This window comes from Corynebacterium hindlerae, from assembly GCF_014117265.1.
Lineage (GTDB): Bacteria > Actinomycetota > Actinomycetes > Mycobacteriales > Mycobacteriaceae > Corynebacterium > Corynebacterium hindlerae.
On sequence record NZ_CP059833.1, the window covers coordinates 358,565 to 374,412 of the forward strand.

At 60.9% G+C, this 15,848-nt stretch carries 12 protein-coding genes and 1 pseudogene; 1 reads left to right on the forward strand and 12 read right to left on the reverse strand.

Features of this window, described 5'->3' with window-relative positions; all coding sequences use genetic code 11:
• Positions 1 to 59: 59 nt before the first annotated feature.
• The 10 genes and pseudogenes from HW450_RS01750 to HW450_RS01795 all read right to left on the reverse strand — a co-directional run bounded on the left by HW450_RS01750 (position 60) and on the right by HW450_RS01795 (position 13,459).
• Entirely contained in the window at positions 60 to 2,840 is a 2,781-nt protein-coding gene (locus tag HW450_RS01750; RefSeq protein WP_182386318.1) for an FtsK/SpoIIIE family DNA translocase, read from the reverse strand.
• Positions 2,841 to 3,080: 240 nt separating this feature from the next.
• On the reverse strand, positions 3,081 to 3,680 hold the full coding sequence (locus tag HW450_RS01755; RefSeq protein ID WP_182386319.1) for a TIGR03085 family metal-binding protein: 600 nt from the start codon (positions 3,678 to 3,680) through the stop codon (positions 3,081 to 3,083).
• Positions 3,681 to 3,725: 45 nt separating this feature from the next.
• A pseudogene (locus tag HW450_RS01760) lies at positions 3,726 to 5,585 on the reverse strand (ribonuclease J); the annotation flags it as partial.
• A 161-nt stretch (positions 5,586 to 5,746) separates the two neighbouring features.
• Entirely contained in the window at positions 5,747 to 6,643 is an 897-nt protein-coding gene (dapA, locus tag HW450_RS01765) for a 4-hydroxy-tetrahydrodipicolinate synthase (protein ID WP_182386321.1), read from the reverse strand.
• Between the two features lie 17 nt (positions 6,644 to 6,660).
• Complete coding sequence (gene thyX, locus HW450_RS01770) at positions 6,661 to 7,413, reverse strand: FAD-dependent thymidylate synthase (protein WP_182386322.1); 753 nt, start codon at positions 7,411 to 7,413, stop codon at positions 6,661 to 6,663.
• A 21-nt stretch (positions 7,414 to 7,434) separates the two neighbouring features.
• Entirely contained in the window at positions 7,435 to 8,184 is a 750-nt protein-coding gene (dapB, locus tag HW450_RS01775; RefSeq protein WP_182386323.1) for a 4-hydroxy-tetrahydrodipicolinate reductase, read from the reverse strand.
• Between the two features lie 270 nt (positions 8,185 to 8,454).
• The gene (locus HW450_RS01780; RefSeq protein WP_182386324.1) at positions 8,455 to 10,683 is read right to left on the reverse strand and encodes a polyribonucleotide nucleotidyltransferase; all 2,229 of its coding nucleotides are present in this window, start codon (positions 10,681 to 10,683) and stop codon (positions 8,455 to 8,457) included.
• A 486-nt stretch (positions 10,684 to 11,169) separates the two neighbouring features.
• The gene (rpsO, locus tag HW450_RS01785; RefSeq protein WP_182386325.1) at positions 11,170 to 11,439 is read right to left on the reverse strand and encodes a 30S ribosomal protein S15; all 270 of its coding nucleotides are present in this window, start codon (positions 11,437 to 11,439) and stop codon (positions 11,170 to 11,172) included.
• A gap of 131 nt (positions 11,440 to 11,570) precedes the next feature.
• The gene (locus HW450_RS01790) at positions 11,571 to 12,506 is read right to left on the reverse strand and encodes a nucleoside hydrolase (RefSeq protein WP_182386326.1); all 936 of its coding nucleotides are present in this window, start codon (positions 12,504 to 12,506) and stop codon (positions 11,571 to 11,573) included.
• Positions 12,503 to 13,459, reverse strand: a complete 957-nt coding sequence (locus HW450_RS01795) for a bifunctional riboflavin kinase/FAD synthetase (RefSeq protein ID WP_182386327.1) — start codon at positions 13,457 to 13,459, stop codon at positions 12,503 to 12,505. Before HW450_RS01795 ends, HW450_RS01790 begins: the two co-directional genes overlap by 4 nt.
• 29 nt (positions 13,460 to 13,488) lie before the next feature.
• Here HW450_RS01795 and truB point away from each other — a divergent pair, with 29 nt between their 5' ends.
• Positions 13,489 to 14,379, forward strand: a complete 891-nt coding sequence (gene truB / locus HW450_RS01800) for a tRNA pseudouridine(55) synthase TruB (RefSeq protein WP_182386328.1) — start codon at positions 13,489 to 13,491, stop codon at positions 14,377 to 14,379.
• Here truB and HW450_RS01805 read toward each other — a convergent pair.
• Complete coding sequence (locus tag HW450_RS01805) at positions 14,376 to 15,032, reverse strand: 4'-phosphopantetheinyl transferase family protein (protein ID WP_182386329.1); 657 nt, start codon at positions 15,030 to 15,032, stop codon at positions 14,376 to 14,378. The two genes, truB and HW450_RS01805, sit on opposite strands and share 4 nt — an antisense overlap.
• Positions 15,022 to 15,834: a metallophosphoesterase family protein gene (locus HW450_RS01810; protein ID WP_182386330.1), complete on the reverse strand. Its 813-nt coding sequence runs from the start codon at positions 15,832 to 15,834 to the stop codon at positions 15,022 to 15,024. Before HW450_RS01810 ends, HW450_RS01805 begins: the two co-directional genes overlap by 11 nt.
• Positions 15,835 to 15,848 lie beyond the last annotated feature (14 nt).

Here is a 15,848-nt window from a genome sequence, read left to right on the forward strand (position 1 = left end):
CCCCTCCAAGACAAAGCCCTACTTTAGCCTATTGAGGGTCCCAGAGCACAACACACGCTCTAGAACACGCCACCGTTAGGGTTTGCCTCGACCACGGTGACGTCGTCCTCCTCCTTCGGGGCTTCTGCCGGGTCGGCGCCCTTGAGCATCCAGAGAATAGTGTCCAGCTCTTCCGGTTTCACCAGAACCTCACGGGCCTTGGAACCTTCGGATGGGCCAACCACGCCACGGGTTTCCATGAGGTCCATCAGGCGGCCCGCCTTGGCAAAGCCGATGCGCAGCTTGCGCTGCAGCATGGAGGTGGATCCGTGCTGCGAGGTGACCACAATTTCCACTGCTGCCAGGAGGTCTTCCAGATCGTTGCCGATTTCCTCGTCGATCTCCTTCTTCTCGCCTGCCTTCTCCTCAGTCACGCCTTCGGTGTAGTTCGGCTCCGCTTGGTCCTTAGCCGCTTCAACCACCGCTTGCACTTCTTCATCCGTGACGAAGGCACCCTGCATGCGCACCGGGCGGCCACCCTGTGGGATGAACAGCCCGTCGCCCATGCCGATGAGTTTCTCTGCGCCACCCTGGTCCAGGATGACTCGGGAGTCCGTGAGGGATGAAGTGGCGAAGGCGAGACGGGAAGGCACGTTGGTCTTAATCAGACCGGTAACCACATCCACAGATGGGCGCTGGGTTGCCAGCACCAGGTGAATACCGGCTGCACGCGCCTTCTGGGTGATGCGGACGATGGATTCTTCAATTTCCTTCGGTGCCGTCATCATCAGGTCGGCGAGCTCGTCTACCACACACACGATGAATGGGTACGGACGGTATTCCCGCTCAGAGCCTGGAGGTGCGGTGATCTCACCCGAAGCGACCTTGCGGTTGTAGTCCTTAATGTGGCGCACACGCGCGGACTTCATGTCCATGTAGCGCTGTTCCATCTCCTCCACCAGCCAGTTCAGTGCGGCAGCGGCTTTCTTTGGCTGGGTGATGATCGGCGTGATCAGGTGCGGGATGCCTTCGTATGGGGTCAGTTCCACCATCTTCGGGTCCACTAGGATCAGGCGCACTTCGTCCGGGGTAGCGCGGGTGAGCAGCGACACGAGCAGAGAGTTGACGAAGGCGGACTTACCGGAACCCGTGGAACCTGCGACGAGTAGGTGTGGCATTTTCTGCACGGAGTGGGAAATGAAATCGCCTTCAATGTCCTTACCGAGGCCAATGAGCATCGGATCATGGTTGGCCACGGTTTCAGGCGCATTGAGGACGTCGGCAAGCCGCACCAGTTCGCGGTCGGAGTTCGGCACCTCGATGCCGACGGCCGATTTACCGGGGATCGGTGCGAGCAGGCGCACGTTGTCGGTCGCCGCTGCGTAGGCCAGGTTGGACTGCAGGTTCGTGATCTTCGAAACCTTCACGCCAGGCCCGAGCTCGACCTCGTAGCGGGTCACTGTCGGGCCACGCGAGAAGCCCGTGACGACGGCGTCAACATTGAATTCCCGGAACACGTCAGTGATCGCTTCGATCATGCGATCGTTCGCAGCGGACCTCGTCTTCGGCGGCTCGCCACCAATAAGCAACTCTGCAGCATTCGGGAGGACGTAGTTGGAGTCCACCTCACGTGGCGCCGGCGGCGGAACGTCCTTCTTCAGCTCGCTCTTAGGTACGCTGGCCTGCACCTTCGCGGGGTCAATGCCGGAGCGGGCGATGATGGCTTCGCGCATGGCCTCCCGGCTGGCGGCGACGGCATCGGGCGCCTTATCGACGGCTGATGGCACCGAACGAAGCTGGACAGTAGCTTCGGGCTCCGGCTCGTCCACAACCGCGGGGAACTCGTCGGTATCGGCTGGCGCTGGTTCGTCGTAGAGATTTGCAGCGCGTGCGGGCTTCTTTGGTTTGCTAAACAGCGATGGCTGCGGATCGTCCTCTGGTTCTTCGTCCAGCGGGTAGTTATCGATCGGACGCGACGGACGGGGTTGGCGTGGCCGCGGGCTGCGCGCCATGGACTCGATTTCCTGGTCGGCGGAGCTGTAAATATCGTCGTCATCGTCGTCTTCTACGTCCACGTTGTCGCGGAATCCGACCGCGCCGATGATGTAGTCCACGAATTCCCGCACTGCAACGCCCGTGACCTGCAGTGCGCCGTAGATAATGACGAGTGCCAAGATCGGGATAGCCAGGTAAGCACTAAAACCGGCTGCCAGCGGACCACCGACGATATAGCCCAACGCACCGCCAGCGGTCTTTCGGGCAGCCCAGTCAACAGGAGTTCCCGCGAAGATGTGCACGAGGCCGAGCATGCTCAGCACGATCAGCAGCGTGCCCACCACGACGCCGGTTTCCCGTTCTGGTTCTGGCTTGACACCCAGCATCAGGGTGATGGCCAAGGCAAACAGCGCGACCGGAAGCACTAAGGCACCTGCGCCAATGGTCAAGTGGGCGACATTGGCAATCCACTCCCCGACGGGCCCCGCGATATCGAACCAGACCGTCGCACCGAGCACCACAGAAAGCCCAATAAGGGTGAGGCCGATGCCGTCGGCGTGCTCCTCAATCCCCAGACGCCGTGGCGATTGCTCCTGAAGTTGAGGTGCGTCTTGATCGGGATCTTTCCGAGCAATCATTCGCGCTGTACCTCCAATGCCTTTAGCCGTAGCGCCGAACATCGCTCCCAGACCCGAACCCACAGCACGAAATGCGCTGCCGGTGCGTTCGTGGGACGTATCGGCAGCGCGGGAAGCGGTTCGCGAGGAAAGGTTCGCTGAGGATGGTCCTCTTCGCGAACCAGACTGCGGACCAGTGTTCTTCCGGCGCGCCCGGTTAGACGACTTCGGCTTGCTAGAGACAGACATGCCTCAAACTCTAGTCGCTATTAGCACTCCAGTCACATGCGCCACACCGATACCAGGCGGGTTTTGTGGCACTCCTGCCGAAACCCGGGAAGTGAAACCCGTATCTCGGCACAAAAACACCCAAAAAGCACTTCTGCAGCCCTATTTCCACCCGAGATCCGGGAAATGCTTCCCGGGGATTCGCCCGATAGGAAACCTACTGTGCACTACCCAACTAGAGGCACAAGAACGTAGCCACCCCTATAAGGAAGTGAGTTTGATCTTCTCCACATCACCCACAAAATCAAGCCCCTGAGCTGGACGCCCGTAGAGGTAAAGGAGGATCTCTCCCACCTGGCCACTTATCACCACGCGTTCCTCACTATCACGCTGACCAGCGGCAATAGCCGGGAACCCTTCGGGGCGCAGTTCTACAGCCACCCGACTAGCACGCAGCAAAACTTTAAGGTTCCGAAGAGCGTCATAGAGTTCGCGGGATTCGGCCGTCGTGAAGCTGCGTGGGCCAAGGCCCTGCGCCCGCCTAACGTCCTCGTGGTGCACGAAATGCTCGGCCACATTTGCCTTACGGTCCAGCAGGCGCCACAGCCCGCGCGGTCCCCTCCCCCACTGCGCCACAACCTCCGCAAAGGGCCGGTCGAGCTGGCGCTGCATCGCTTTGTCGGTCACCCCAGCAAGCGGCGATAAGAACATGCCTGCTGTCGCAAGCGGTGAGGTTTCCCGCAACAACAGGTGCGCGGCCAGGTGGTGCGCCGTCCACCCTTCGCACTCAGTCGGGGCGTGCGGCCCCACTTCACGGAAAGTGTCAACCAGGCGGGCGCGTTCTGTGCGTGAAAAAGACATAAGCCCAAGTGTAGGAGAAATGTCCTACCCTTGGGCTCGTGGTGGTTACAGGCTTGGGCGCGTGTTCTCGACGTCCGTGTCTTCCACCGGCTGGGTCTCCGCCGTCATCGGGACCACCGTCGGCATGACCAGCGGCTTACGACGCCACTTCTGCTCCACGAAGCGCGCCACCTTACGACGCACCTGCTGCGCAATACGGTACGGATCATTCTCACCCTCACCGGCCTGCTCGATCATGATGTTCTCCACCAGGTCGGCAACCTCAGGCATCATCGCGACGGCATCCTCGGAGAAACCGAGCGCACGTGCCGTCGGGCGCTCCAGCAGGCGTCCGGTGCGGTTGTCGATGACCGCGGTGATGTCAATGACGCCGCCTTCGCCCATGGAGGTACGATCCTCCAGGACCTTCGCATCAATGTCGCCCATGGTGACACCGTCCACGTACAGGTTACCCACTGGGATCTGGCCCACGACCTGCGCGCGACCATTGACCAGTTCGACCACCACACCGTTCTGTGCCAGCACGACGCGGTCACGCTGAACACCAGTGGAGATCGCCAGTTCCTTGTTCGCACGCAGGTGACGCCACTCGCCGTGCACCGGCATCGCGTTGCGCGGGCGCACCGCGTTGTAGAGGAACAGCAGCTCACCGGAGTAACCGTGGCCGGAGGTGTGGACCTTGGCGTCGCGGCCGGTGATCACGGTGGCACCAATCTGGGCCAGCATGTTGATCACGCCAAAGACAGCTTCTTCGTTACCTGGGACCAGTGAGGAGGACAGGACGATCAGGTCGCCATCGCGCACCGTGATCTGGCGGTGCTCGCGACGCGCCATGCGGGACAGCGCAGCCATCGGTTCACCCTGTGTACCCGTGGTGATCAGCAGCACCTTGTGTGGCGCGAGCTTCGCAGCCTCATCCATCTGCACAATCGTGCCACGAGGCGCCTTCAACAGGCCCATCTTCTCCGCGATCTCCATGTTACGGATCATGGAACGGCCGTTGAATGCGACCTTACGGCCAGAGGCCACGGCGGCATCGATGGCAGCCTGGACGCGGTACACGTTTGAGGCGAAGCAAGCGATGATGACGCGCTGCTTAGCGTCCATGACCAGGCGCTTGAGCGTCGGGCCGATCTCGGATTCAGAGCTGGATACACCAGGGGTGGTGGCGTTGGTGGAATCGCACAGGAACAGGTCAACGCCTTCGTCACCCAGACGAGACATCGCAGGCAGGTCAGTTGGTCGACCGTCCGTTGGGGTCTGATCCAGCTTGATGTCGCCGGTGTGAACAACCAGGCCAGCTCCGGTCTTGATCGCGATGCCGAGGCACTCAGGGATGGAGTGGTTCACGGCGAAGAACCGCAGGTTGAATGGGCCGTGATTGACATCGGACTTTTCGTTAACCTCGATCAGCTTCGGGCGCTGACGGTGCTCCTTGGTCTTGGCCGCGATGAGGGCCAGGGTGAAGCGGGACGCCAGAATCGGAATGTCATGGCGCTGCTTGAGCAGCCATGGGATGGCACCGATGTGGTCTTCGTGGCCGTGGGTGACCACGAGAGCCTCAACCTTGTCCCATTTGCCTTCCATGTAGGAAAAGTCTGGAAGGATCAGGTCGACGCCTGGTTCGCCGGAGGATGGGAATAGGACACCGCAGTCGACAATGAGCAACCTGCCCTTGTATTCGAACACGGTCATGTTGCGGCCGATTTCGGAGATACCGCCCAGGGCGACGATACGGAGGCCGTCCTTCGGTGCCTTCGGTGGCTCTGGGAGACGCTCGGTCAGGTCGGCGCCCTGCATGGACTTCACGACGTTGCGGCGCCCCCGGTTGTTACCGCCGTTGCCGCCGTTTCCGCCTCGGCCGCGTCCACGGTTGCTGCGTCGGCTATTCCCCGAACGACCGCGGGAGCGCTGTTCGCCCTCACCGCTGTCGTTGCTGCGCTGCGCCGGCGCGGAATCGCTGTCCGCGGTAACCTCTGGGGCTTGGAATTTCATTGCTTCCACGGTCTCTGGTGGGCCAGCCTTACGAGTTACCTTGCGGGCACGATTGCGTGGTTCGGTCATATCTAAAGGACTCCAGCCTTCTCTAAGTCGGTACGGAGTTCCTCCACCTGGGCAGCGTCTGCTGCTACTTGTGGCAGGCGGGGATCTCCTACATCTATGCCCTGCAGTCGCAGAGCAGCCTTACTCATGCTGACCCCACCGAGTCGAGCTTGTGCTTGAAACAGCGGGAACAGCGTGGCGTTGATTTCCCGCGCGCGGGCGAGGTCGCCTTCCTCGAAGCTTGTGTAGAGCTCACGCAAAGCGCGTGGAGCTGCATGTCCTACCACTGAGATGAAACCGGAGGCGCCGAGGGTGAGCCACGGCAGGTTCAGGGGATCATCTCCCGAATACCAGGCGAGACCGGTTTGAGCGATCAAATCGGTGGCGGCACAAAGGTTGCCCTTGGCGTCCTTCATCGCATGGATATTCTTATGGTCGGCTAGACGTCTGATCGTATCAGAACTCATCTCAATCGACGATCTACCTGGAATATCATACAGGCACACGGGAAGGTCTGTCGCGTCGGCAACAGCATTGGCGTGTTGCACCACACCTTCCTGTGATGGCTTGGAGTAGTACGGAGTGACTAGCAGCAGTGCGTCGGCCCCAGCTTTTGCGGCGTCTCGGGCGAGCTGAATAGAGGCGCGGGTGTTGTTGGTTCCGCAGCCGGCGACGAGCTTCGCACGGTCCCCTACCTCGGCGCGCACCTCAGTGATCAGGGTGCTCTTTTCTTCGTTTGTGGTGGTGGGGGCTTCGCCGGTGGTTCCGGAAAGAATCAGGCTGTCAATGCCGTTTTCTACCAGGTAGGCTGCCAGCTGGCGCACAGAGGCTACATCTAGATCCCCGTTGGCGTCGAACGGCGTCACCATGGCGACGCCCACTGTGCCGAACATGTTGGCACCAAGTTTGGTTACGTTCATGACTACTCCTTGTTTAGTTAAAAGTCTGTGACGTAGGGACTCGTGGCCATCTGCGTACCATCATGCAGCGTGGCGATGTCAAAGTCACCGAACACGACGGGAGCTTGCTGCTGCAGTACCTTCAAGCATTCCACTGCAACCCGCCGGATTTCCACATCGGCGTGTTCGGTGGCACGCATCCCGATGAAGTGTCGCCAGCTCCGGAAGTTTCCCGTGACTACGATGCGGGATTCGGTGGCGTTCGGTAGGACGGCGCGGGCGGCCTGGCGGGCTTGTTTTTTCCGCAGCAGTGCGTTCGGTTCACCCGCGAGTTTTTCTTCGAGTGCGTCGAGCAGTTCGTCGAAAGCGAAGCGGGCTTCGTCGATGCTGCGGTTGAACAGTCGCAGCAGGTCTTCATCTTCGGCGATGAGGCCGGGCACCACCACGTTGGATTCTTCGGGGTGGACGAACCGTTGGGACAGTTGCGAGAAGGAGAAATGACGGTGGCGAACCAGCTCGTGAGTGGCGCTGCGGGAGATGCCACGAAGGTACAGCGTGGCGGTGGCGTGCTCAAGCAGCGCGGTGTGCCCCACTTCCAAGATGTGCCGCAGGTAGGCAGCATTGGTAGCGGTGCGCGGGTTGGGCTTGTCAAAGCTTTCGTAGCAGGCACGACCAGCGAACTCGATCAGGGCTTCCCCACCGCGAGCATCGGTGTCCCATTCAATGTCGCTGGGCGCATGAAATTGCGAGCACGCAATCAGCGTGACACTTAAGGGTACGGCTTTCGCCATGACATTCTCCGCTTCTAATTGTTAAATATCGAGGTAGTGTTCCAAGCCGACAGTCAGTCCCGGCTTGTTTTGGACCTCGCGCACTCCCAACAACACACCTGGCACGAAAGACGTGCGGTCGTAGGAATCTTGGCGGATGGACAGCGACTGCCCCTGGGTACCGAAGATCACCACTTCATGGGCGACGGTGCCCTGCATGCGGACGGCGTGGACGGGTACGCCGTCGACAAGCGTGCCACGCGCGCCCTCCAGCGACTGTTCGGTGGCGTCGGGCTGGGCGCCCATACCTGCTTCACGACGCGCATCCGCAATTCCCTGTGCCGTATGAATTGCGGTTCCCGACGGTGCGTCCAACTTGTTCGGATGATGCATCTCAATGACCTCCGCGGACTCAAAGAACCGGGCGGCCTGCTTAGCAAACTCCATGGTCAACACGGCGGAGATCGCAAAGTTTGGGGCAATCAACACACCCACCCCAGGGTTGTTTTCCAGCCATTGACGCACCTGGTCCAGTCGCTCCTGCGTGAAACCCGTCGTACCAACCACACAGGAAATGCCGTTGTTGATGCAGAACTCCAGATTCCCCATCACCACCTGTGGCGCCGTGAAGTCGACCACCACCTGCGCACCACTATCGACGAGCAGCTGCAGGCTATCGCCTTTATCCACCTCAGCGACCAGCTCCAGCCCAGTCGCTGCGGTTACCCCCTCAACTACAGCTTGGCCAACACGGCCCTTAGCTCCCAGGACACCTACTTTAATGTCAGTCATGGTTCCATACCTTTCACACGGGGTTGAGGGTTCCAATTTTAGGCCGATTTTCGCCACCACAGGCGCAGGCTCGACTAACGAATCATCATAGCGCACAGAGTGAAGGAATACTAAAGGGGGTTTAGGGGGGTTTAAGTAACCGACGCCGGATTTAGCGTACGGATGGGACGATTCGAGCCGTGAAAATCCCATCGGTACGCTAAATCTCCGGCGCTGAGAAAACTAAACACCCCGCAACACTGTGCGGGGTGCTTAAGCAACGGCTGGAGCTTAGGCTTCGTCGCCTACTGGGACCAGGGAGATCTTGCCACGGTTGTCGATGTCGGAGATTTCGACCTGGATCTTGTCACCAACACTCACCACGTCCTCAACCTTTTCGATGCGCTTGTTGCCACCGAGCTTGGAGATGTGGACCAGACCGTCGCGGCCTGGCAGCAGCGAGACGAATGCACCGAAGGCGGTGGTCTTGACCACGGTGCCCAGGTAGCGCTCGCCTACCTTTGGAAGCTGTGGGTTTGCGATCGCGTTGACCTTTTCCAGTGCGGCTTCTGCTGCTTCGCCGGTACCGGAGACGTAGACGGTTCCGTCTTCCTCGATGGAGATGTCTGCGCCGGTTTCCTCGGTGATGGCGTTGATGGTCTTACCCTTAGGACCGATCAGCTCGCCGATCTTGGACACTGGCACCTTCACGGAGGTAATGCGTGGTGCCAGTGAGTTCATCTCGTCTGGGGCGTCGATGACCTCTGCCATGGTGTCCAGGATGGTGATACGGGCGTCGCGGGCCTGTTCCAGAGCTGCGGCGAGTACCTCGGATGGGATGCCGTCAAGCTTGGTGTCTAGCTGCAGCGCGGTGACCAGTTCGCGGGTGCCGGCGACCTTGAAGTCCATGTCGCCGAAGGCATCTTCTGCACCGAGGATGTCGGTGAGAGCAACGTAGCGGGTTTCGCCGTCGATCTCATCGGAGACCAGGCCCATGGCGATACCAGCAACAGGGGCCTTCAGTGGCACGCCGGCGTTGTACAGGGACAGCGTCGATGCGCACACCGAGCCCATGGAGGTGGAGCCGTTGGAGCCCAGCGCCTCGGAGACCTGACGGATGGCATATGGGAAGTCCTCGCGGGAGGGGATCACTGGGACCAGTGCGCGCTCAGCAAGGGCGCCGTGGCCAATTTCACGACGCTTCGGGGAACCAACCCGGCCGGTTTCACCGGTGGAGTATGGCGGGAAGTTGTAGTGGTGGATGTAACGCTTCGACTTCTCTGGGGTCAGAGAGTCAATCTGCTGCTCCATCTTGAGCATGTCCAGGGTGGTCACGCCCATAATTTGGGTTTCGCCGCGCTCGAACAAGGAGGAGCCGTGCGCGCGTGGGATCAGGTCGACCTCAACGCCCAGGTCACGGATGTCGGTGACACCGCGGCCGTCGATACGGAAGTGGTCGGTGAGAATGCGGTGGCGGACCACAGACTTCATCACGGCGTTGTAGGCCGCGCGCACTTCCTTTGCCTCGTCCTCGTCGAACTTCTCCACGATCTCTTCCATGTGGGAGTTCGTGGCCTCTTCGCGTTCCTGCTTGCCCTTAATGGACATCAGCTTCTGGATCTTTTTCGAGGCCATCTTCTCAACATCCTTGTAGATGTCGTCCGAATAGGCCGGGAACAATGGAAACTCTTGGGTTTCCTTGGCAACGGCGTCGGCAAGCTTGGCCTGGGCGCGGCAGAGCACCTCAATAAACGGCTTGGCTGCCTCAAGGCCCTCAGCGACGACAGCCTCCGTCGGAGCCGGAGCGCCCGCCTTGACGCGGTCGATGACGCCCTCGGTGGCGCCTGCCTCAACCATCATGATGGCGACATCGTCGACGGTCTTGCGGCCGACCTTCTTGGACACGATGCGACCAGCGACAACGATCTCAAACAGCGCCTGCTCGTGCTGCTCATGGGTTGGGAATGCCACCCACTGGCCCTTCGGATGCGCCTCGTCCGCGATCAGCGCCATGCGCACACCACCGACCGCACCGGAAACTGGCAGGCCGGACAGCTGAGTCGCGGCGGAAGCGCCGTTGATGGCGAGGACGTCGTACATGTCCTTCGGATCCATCGACAGCACCGTCACCACAACCTGAACCTCGTTACGCAGGCCCTTGACAAAGGTCGGGCGCAGCGGGCGGTCAATCAGTCGGCAGGCCAAAATTGCCTCGGTAGAAGGCCGGCCTTCACGACGGAAGAATGAGCCCGGAATGCGACCCGCAGCATACATCCGCTCTTCCACATCCACGGTCAGCGGGAAGAAATCGAAACCTTCCCGAGGCTGATTCGACGCCGTCGTCGTCGCAAGCAGCATGGTTTCTTCATCAAGGAAAGCAGTGACCGCGCCATCAGCCTGACGAGCAAGCTGGCCAGTCTCCAGGCGAATCGTGCGGGTACCGAAATCGCCGTTATCAATGGTGGCAGTTACGCCGTAGACGCCATAGTCAGGTTCAGAATAAAATGCAACATCGCTCATCTAAGCGAGTTCTCCTCAAATACTTCTTTGTTTAGCGACGGTCGTCGGTGCCGTCATCTCGAGGTCCAGTTGTCAGACTGTGCTACATAATATCAGATCTGCGCACGTCAACATCGGTGTCACCGGGATTGTGATGGGGTTGCTCGCAAACTCGAGACCTGGAACTCGAGTCTCGGTGAATAAAACCCACTTTTTGCCCGAAACGAGCCCGCTCTACTCCCAGTCTCGAATTCCAGGACTCGCACTTATGAGAAAACCCGCCCGTACCCCACCCCTCAGATGCCACAGCCACCCACTTCCCCCGCAAACTCGAGACCTGGAACTCGAGTCTCGGTGAATAAAACCCCCAAAACCCCCGAAACTAGCCCGCACTACTCCCAGTATCGAATTCCAGGACTCGCACTCAACCCCAAAACCCAGGCCCCGCAAACACAACGAACCCCACCTGCCAATAAATCAGCAGGTGGGGTTTGCCGTGAAAAAGTCTTATCGACGCAGGCCGAGGCGACCGATCAGGTCACGGTAACGCTCGACGTTGTTGTCAGCGAGGTACTTCAGCAGGCCCTTGCGGCGACCAACGAGAAGCAGCAGGCCACGACGGGAGTGGTGGTCGTGCTTGTGGAACTTCAGGTGCTCGGTCAGGATCTGGATGCGCTTGGTCAGCATTGCAACCTGAGCCTCTGGGGAGCCGGTGTCGGTCTCGTGCAGGCCGTACTCGGCCAGGATTTCCTTCTTCTGCTCAGTGGTAAGAGCCATGGAGTGTTCTCCTCGTAGTTATTTCAGTCCGCATGAAAAATCGCCTTGCTGCTCAGAAAGCCAAGACGGGTTGAACTGCTGCGAACCGCAGTACAGACCACGGTGCAATCTACCACGTGCAGGCCGGAAAATTAAAATCCCGCCACTAAATTTCGGAGACGAGTTACGAAGGTGGTGTGGAATCGCTCTGATTCTACGCCGACGGCAACGCGCGAGGTGGCCCCTTCTGGCCCTACTCGATCCCCAGCGCCGATGGTGCGTCCTCGGGTGGGTTCAGTGAGATCCACTGTCAGGTGAAGTGGCAGGCACATGACCAGGGTGGGGTCTACTGCTACTGCTGCTGCGAGGGGATCGTGCAGCGCGCAGCCTCCGAGGTGGGGCGCGGTGGTTGCGTAGGCGCCGATGTAGTAATCGGCGATGTCTGCGAGCAGGTCACCTGGAGTTGATAGCCCACGCCACTCTGCGGTGTCTGCGCGGGTGAGCACGGCTTGGTGAGTGACGTCGTGGCCGATCATGGTCACATCCATTTCGGATCGGAAGACTATGTCAGCGGCTTCTGGGTCTTGGTAGATGTTGGCCTCACTCCACGGGGTGACGTTTCCGGGGACGGTGAGTGCTCCTCCCATGACTACTACTTGAGCGCGGGTGAAGTCGGGCGCGAGCTGTACCGCGTCAGCGATGTTGGTCAGGGGCCCTGTGGCGACGATGATCAGGTCCGGGTGCTCGCGCGCCGCCTCGACCAGGAATGGGGCGGCCTCCCCCGCTGCGTCGGATTCGGCTGGTGGCAGGACGACGCCGCCGACGCCGTTGTCGCCGTGGATGAAGCGGGAAATCGGTAGCACCTCAAACGAGGTTGCGGTCAGGGCATGGGGCCTGCCGGCGTACACCGGGATGTCGCTGCGCCCAAGCATTGCGAGCAATGCCCGGGTATTGGCCACGCCTTCTTCGACCGTCACATTGCCAAATGTGCCAGTGACAGCGAGAAGTTCCACTTCCGGTGAGGCCAGAATGTAGGCAAGGGCGAGGGCGTCGTCAATGCCGGTGTCGAGGTCGAGGATTACTTTCATTTCAGGATCTCGCGGGTCCGGGCGACGTCGTTATGCATTGCCGCTAACAGTTCATCAACAGACTCGAACTTCTTCATTCCTCGCACGCGCTCCACAAAGAGCACGGTGCAGTCGTGTCCGTAAAGGTCAGCGTGTTGGTCGAGGATGTAGGTCTCCACGCTGCGTCGGGTGTCGCCGAAGGTAGGGTTGGTCCCCACCGAAATTGCGGCTGGGTAGCGGACTCCGCGTTCCATGTCCCCTTGGATCGGCGCGGTGGAGCCGATAACAAACCAACCTGCGTACACACCGTCCGTGGGCAGCGCTCGCTTTTGTGGGAAATACATGTTGGCCGTCGGAAAGCCCAGCTCTTTGCCGCCGCGACCGGCGCCACGCACGACAGTTTCGGTGACAGAGTACGGCCGGCCGAGCACCTTGGCAGCTGCGGCGACGTTGCCTTCGGACAGGAAGCGGCGCACGGTGCTGGAAGAACAGCGAACTCCAGAGTCCGTCAGCAATGGCATAACAACCACGTCAACGCCGTACTTCGCGCCCAGCTCCTGCAGGGTATCCGTGTTACCGGCGGCGCGCTGGCCAAAGGTGAAATTAGCACCGACGATCACGACGGCCGCCTTCAGAGTATCCACGAGCACGGAGGTAAAGAACTCTTCCGGGGTGAGCTGCGCTAGGTCGCGGGTGAATGGCAGGGCCAGCATGGCGTCAATGCCGAGGTCGGAGACCATCGCTGCCCGTTCTTCCATGGTGCCGAGCATCGGTGGCATCTTGTCAGGGCGAATCACAGCCGCCGGGTGCGGGTCGAAGGTCATGAGCACGCTCGGCAGGTTCAGCTCCCGGGCCCGCGCGGTTGCCTCCGTGATCAGGCTTTGGTGCCCACGGTGTACGCCGTCGAACACGCCGATGGTGACCACGCTGCGGGTCGCTACTGACACTTGCTCTAGTCCTTGCCAAATATCCACTGCACTAGATTACGTCATATGCTTGAGCAATGACTGACTTGCTCGACCGTTCTGGACTTGTGATCGTGGATAAGCCCGCGGGGATGACATCGCATGATGTGATCGCGCGGCTGCGGCGCTTCTTTGGCACCCGGAAAGTGGGCCACTCCGGCACCTTGGATCCGATGGCTACTGGTGTGCTTGTGGTCGGCTTGGAACGTGGCACCAAATTCCTGGCGCACCTGGTGACGGACACCAAAACGTATCAGGCGACGATCCGCCTCGGCCAGTCCACAACGACTGATGACAAGGAAGGCGAGGTCCTTACCACTACCCCATCCCACGCCAGCGTCGAGGATATTACGGCCGAGGTGGCGAAACTGACGGGCGAGATCATGCAGCGCCCCAGCTCGGTGAGCGCGATCAAGATCAACGGCAAGCGCGCCCACGAGCTGGTACGCGCCGGTGAGAAGGTGGAGATCCCGGAGCGTCCCGTGACGGTGCATCGCTTTGACATTCTGGATATCCGCCAGGAGGGCGACTTCCAAGATATTGATGTGGAGGTGTTCTGCTCCTCGGGCACGTACATCCGTTCGCTCGCCCGCGATCTGGGGGCGGCGCTGGGCGTCGGTGGGCACCTGACGGCGCTGCGTCGCACGACGGTGGGTCCGTACACCTTGGACGACGCACAGACGTTAGAGCAGCTGGAGGACACTCCCCGCCTGTCGCTGTCCCTGGATCAGGCGTTGGCGAAAGGGTTCCCGGTGCTTGAAGTGACGCAGCAGGAGGGCGCGGATTTGGCGATGGGTAAATGGCTCGCCCCGCGTGGTGTGAAGGGGGTGCATGCGGCGGTCACGCCGGAGGGGCATGCGGTGGCGTTGGTGAAAGAAAAAGGCAAGCGCTTATCGACGGTCTTTGTCGCCCGACCCTCGACCCTCTAAGACACCGCGGTGGTGGCGATCACGTAGCCGTCCTTGATCGCCCAACGCCCGGAGATAAATGGCACCGGTGTCGGCCTGACCAGCAGGTATGAGACGAAAGTACCGTCGTCCCGCAGGTCAATCTCGGCCTGCTCAAAGCCGAGCCAACGGTGCGTCAACGGGAACCACGCTTTGTAGGTGGCTTCCTTGGCGCAGAACAGCAGGCGATCGGCGCAGTCCACGCCGTTGCCTTTCAGCCGTTCGAGTTGGGCGTGTTCCCCATCGCGCGCGATCGAGCCCAGCACCCCGGTGGGTAGGGGTTCGGCGGGTTCGGCGTCGAGTCCCATGGAACGCACCAGCAGCCGCGGTGCGACGACGGCCGCCCGGAATCCATCGGTGTGGGTCAGAGATCCGCTGACTGAGGCCGGCCACAGCGGCATTCCACGTTCACCGCGCAGGATCGGCGCGCCGGTATCACGACCGAGCTCTTTGAGGGCTTGGTGGGCGCACCAGCGGGCATCGCCAAATTCAGCTTTCCGCACGTCCAGGGAGTGCGCCACCAGCGCGCGCTCCAGCGGGTGCAGGTGGTGGAAGTGATCCAGGGCGTGTTCCGGTTCCCCGGTGCGGAACGTGCAGAATTTCGCCGATGGTGGAAACAGGGAGCTATCCAGCATGTTCCACCTCCAGCACTGGGTATGGCCACGGGCGGTCCGGCGGGTAGGACTCCCATTCCCGCGGATAGCCGAGGGAGACCTCAATGTGGGGAATCCCAGCGACTTCGGTGATGCCCGGCATGTGCAGGTGCCCGAAAATGACCTGTTCAGCGCCGTAGCGCTGCGCCCAGGTTCTGGTGTGGCGGGTACCGCACCACAACCCGATTTCCGGCCACGGCATCTTCCCAATCGGTTCGTACACCAACGGCCAGTGGTTAATCAGAATGGTGGGTCCACTGACGCGACCGAGTCGCTTGATGGAATACGCGAGCCGGTCCCAGCACCAGGCCCGCACATCCACGAAGGGTTTGATGGCAAACTCGTCCGTCATCACCACTTGGACGTCGTGGGCGGCCTGGACGGCCTGCTCCACGGTGCGACCTGGCGCCCTGAAGGAGTAGTCGTACAGTGTGAACAGCGGAACGATGGTGCGACCCGCAAAAACCGGGTACGGGTCTTCGGGGGTCAGGACGTCGATAAGCCGGCAGCCCTCCACCAGCTCGTCGTACTTGTCGCGGCCTTTCGCGCGGTCGCCGCTGCGGCAGAACAGCTCGTGGTTCCCCGGCACCCAAATCACGCAGGCAAACCGACGCCGCAGCTTGGTTAGCACCTCCAGCACCAGCTCGGTTCGTTCCGCCACGTCGCCCGCCACGATCAACCAGTCGGAGGGGTGCCGCGGCTGGATGGAGTCAATCTCCGGGCCGTTCGCTTTCACAGCGGCGTGCAAGTCAGAGACAGCCCAAAGCGTTTGGGTGTATGCCATGGGTGTCTCCTTTC

Bases quoted from the DNA above. Each gene is read 5' to 3' on its own strand.
- HW450_RS01780 (WP_182386324.1), bottom strand. From the start codon at position 10,683: ATGAGCGATGTTGCATTTTATTCTGAACCTGACTATGGCGTCTACGGC.
- truB (WP_182386328.1), top strand. From the start codon at position 13,489: ATGACTGACTTGCTCGACCGTTCTGGACTTGTGATCGTGGATAAGCCC.
- HW450_RS01805 (WP_182386329.1), bottom strand. From the start codon at position 15,032: ATGCTGGATAGCTCCCTGTTTCCACCATCGGCGAAATTCTGCACGTTC.
- HW450_RS01790 (WP_182386326.1), bottom strand. From the start codon at position 12,506: ATGAAAGTAATCCTCGACCTCGACACCGGCATTGACGACGCCCTCGCC.
- HW450_RS01810 (WP_182386330.1), bottom strand. From the start codon at position 15,834: ATGGCATACACCCAAACGCTTTGGGCTGTCTCTGACTTGCACGCCGCT.
- dapA (WP_182386321.1), bottom strand. From the start codon at position 6,643: ATGAACGTAACCAAACTTGGTGCCAACATGTTCGGCACAGTGGGCGTC.
- HW450_RS01755 (WP_182386319.1), bottom strand. From the start codon at position 3,680: ATGTCTTTTTCACGCACAGAACGCGCCCGCCTGGTTGACACTTTCCGT.
- thyX (WP_182386322.1), bottom strand. From the start codon at position 7,413: ATGGCGAAAGCCGTACCCTTAAGTGTCACGCTGATTGCGTGCTCGCAA.
- rpsO (WP_182386325.1), bottom strand. From the start codon at position 11,439: ATGGCTCTTACCACTGAGCAGAAGAAGGAAATCCTGGCCGAGTACGGC.
- dapB (WP_182386323.1), bottom strand. From the start codon at position 8,184: ATGACTGACATTAAAGTAGGTGTCCTGGGAGCTAAGGGCCGTGTTGGC.
- HW450_RS01750 (WP_182386318.1), bottom strand. From the start codon at position 2,840: ATGTCTGTCTCTAGCAAGCCGAAGTCGTCTAACCGGGCGCGCCGGAAG.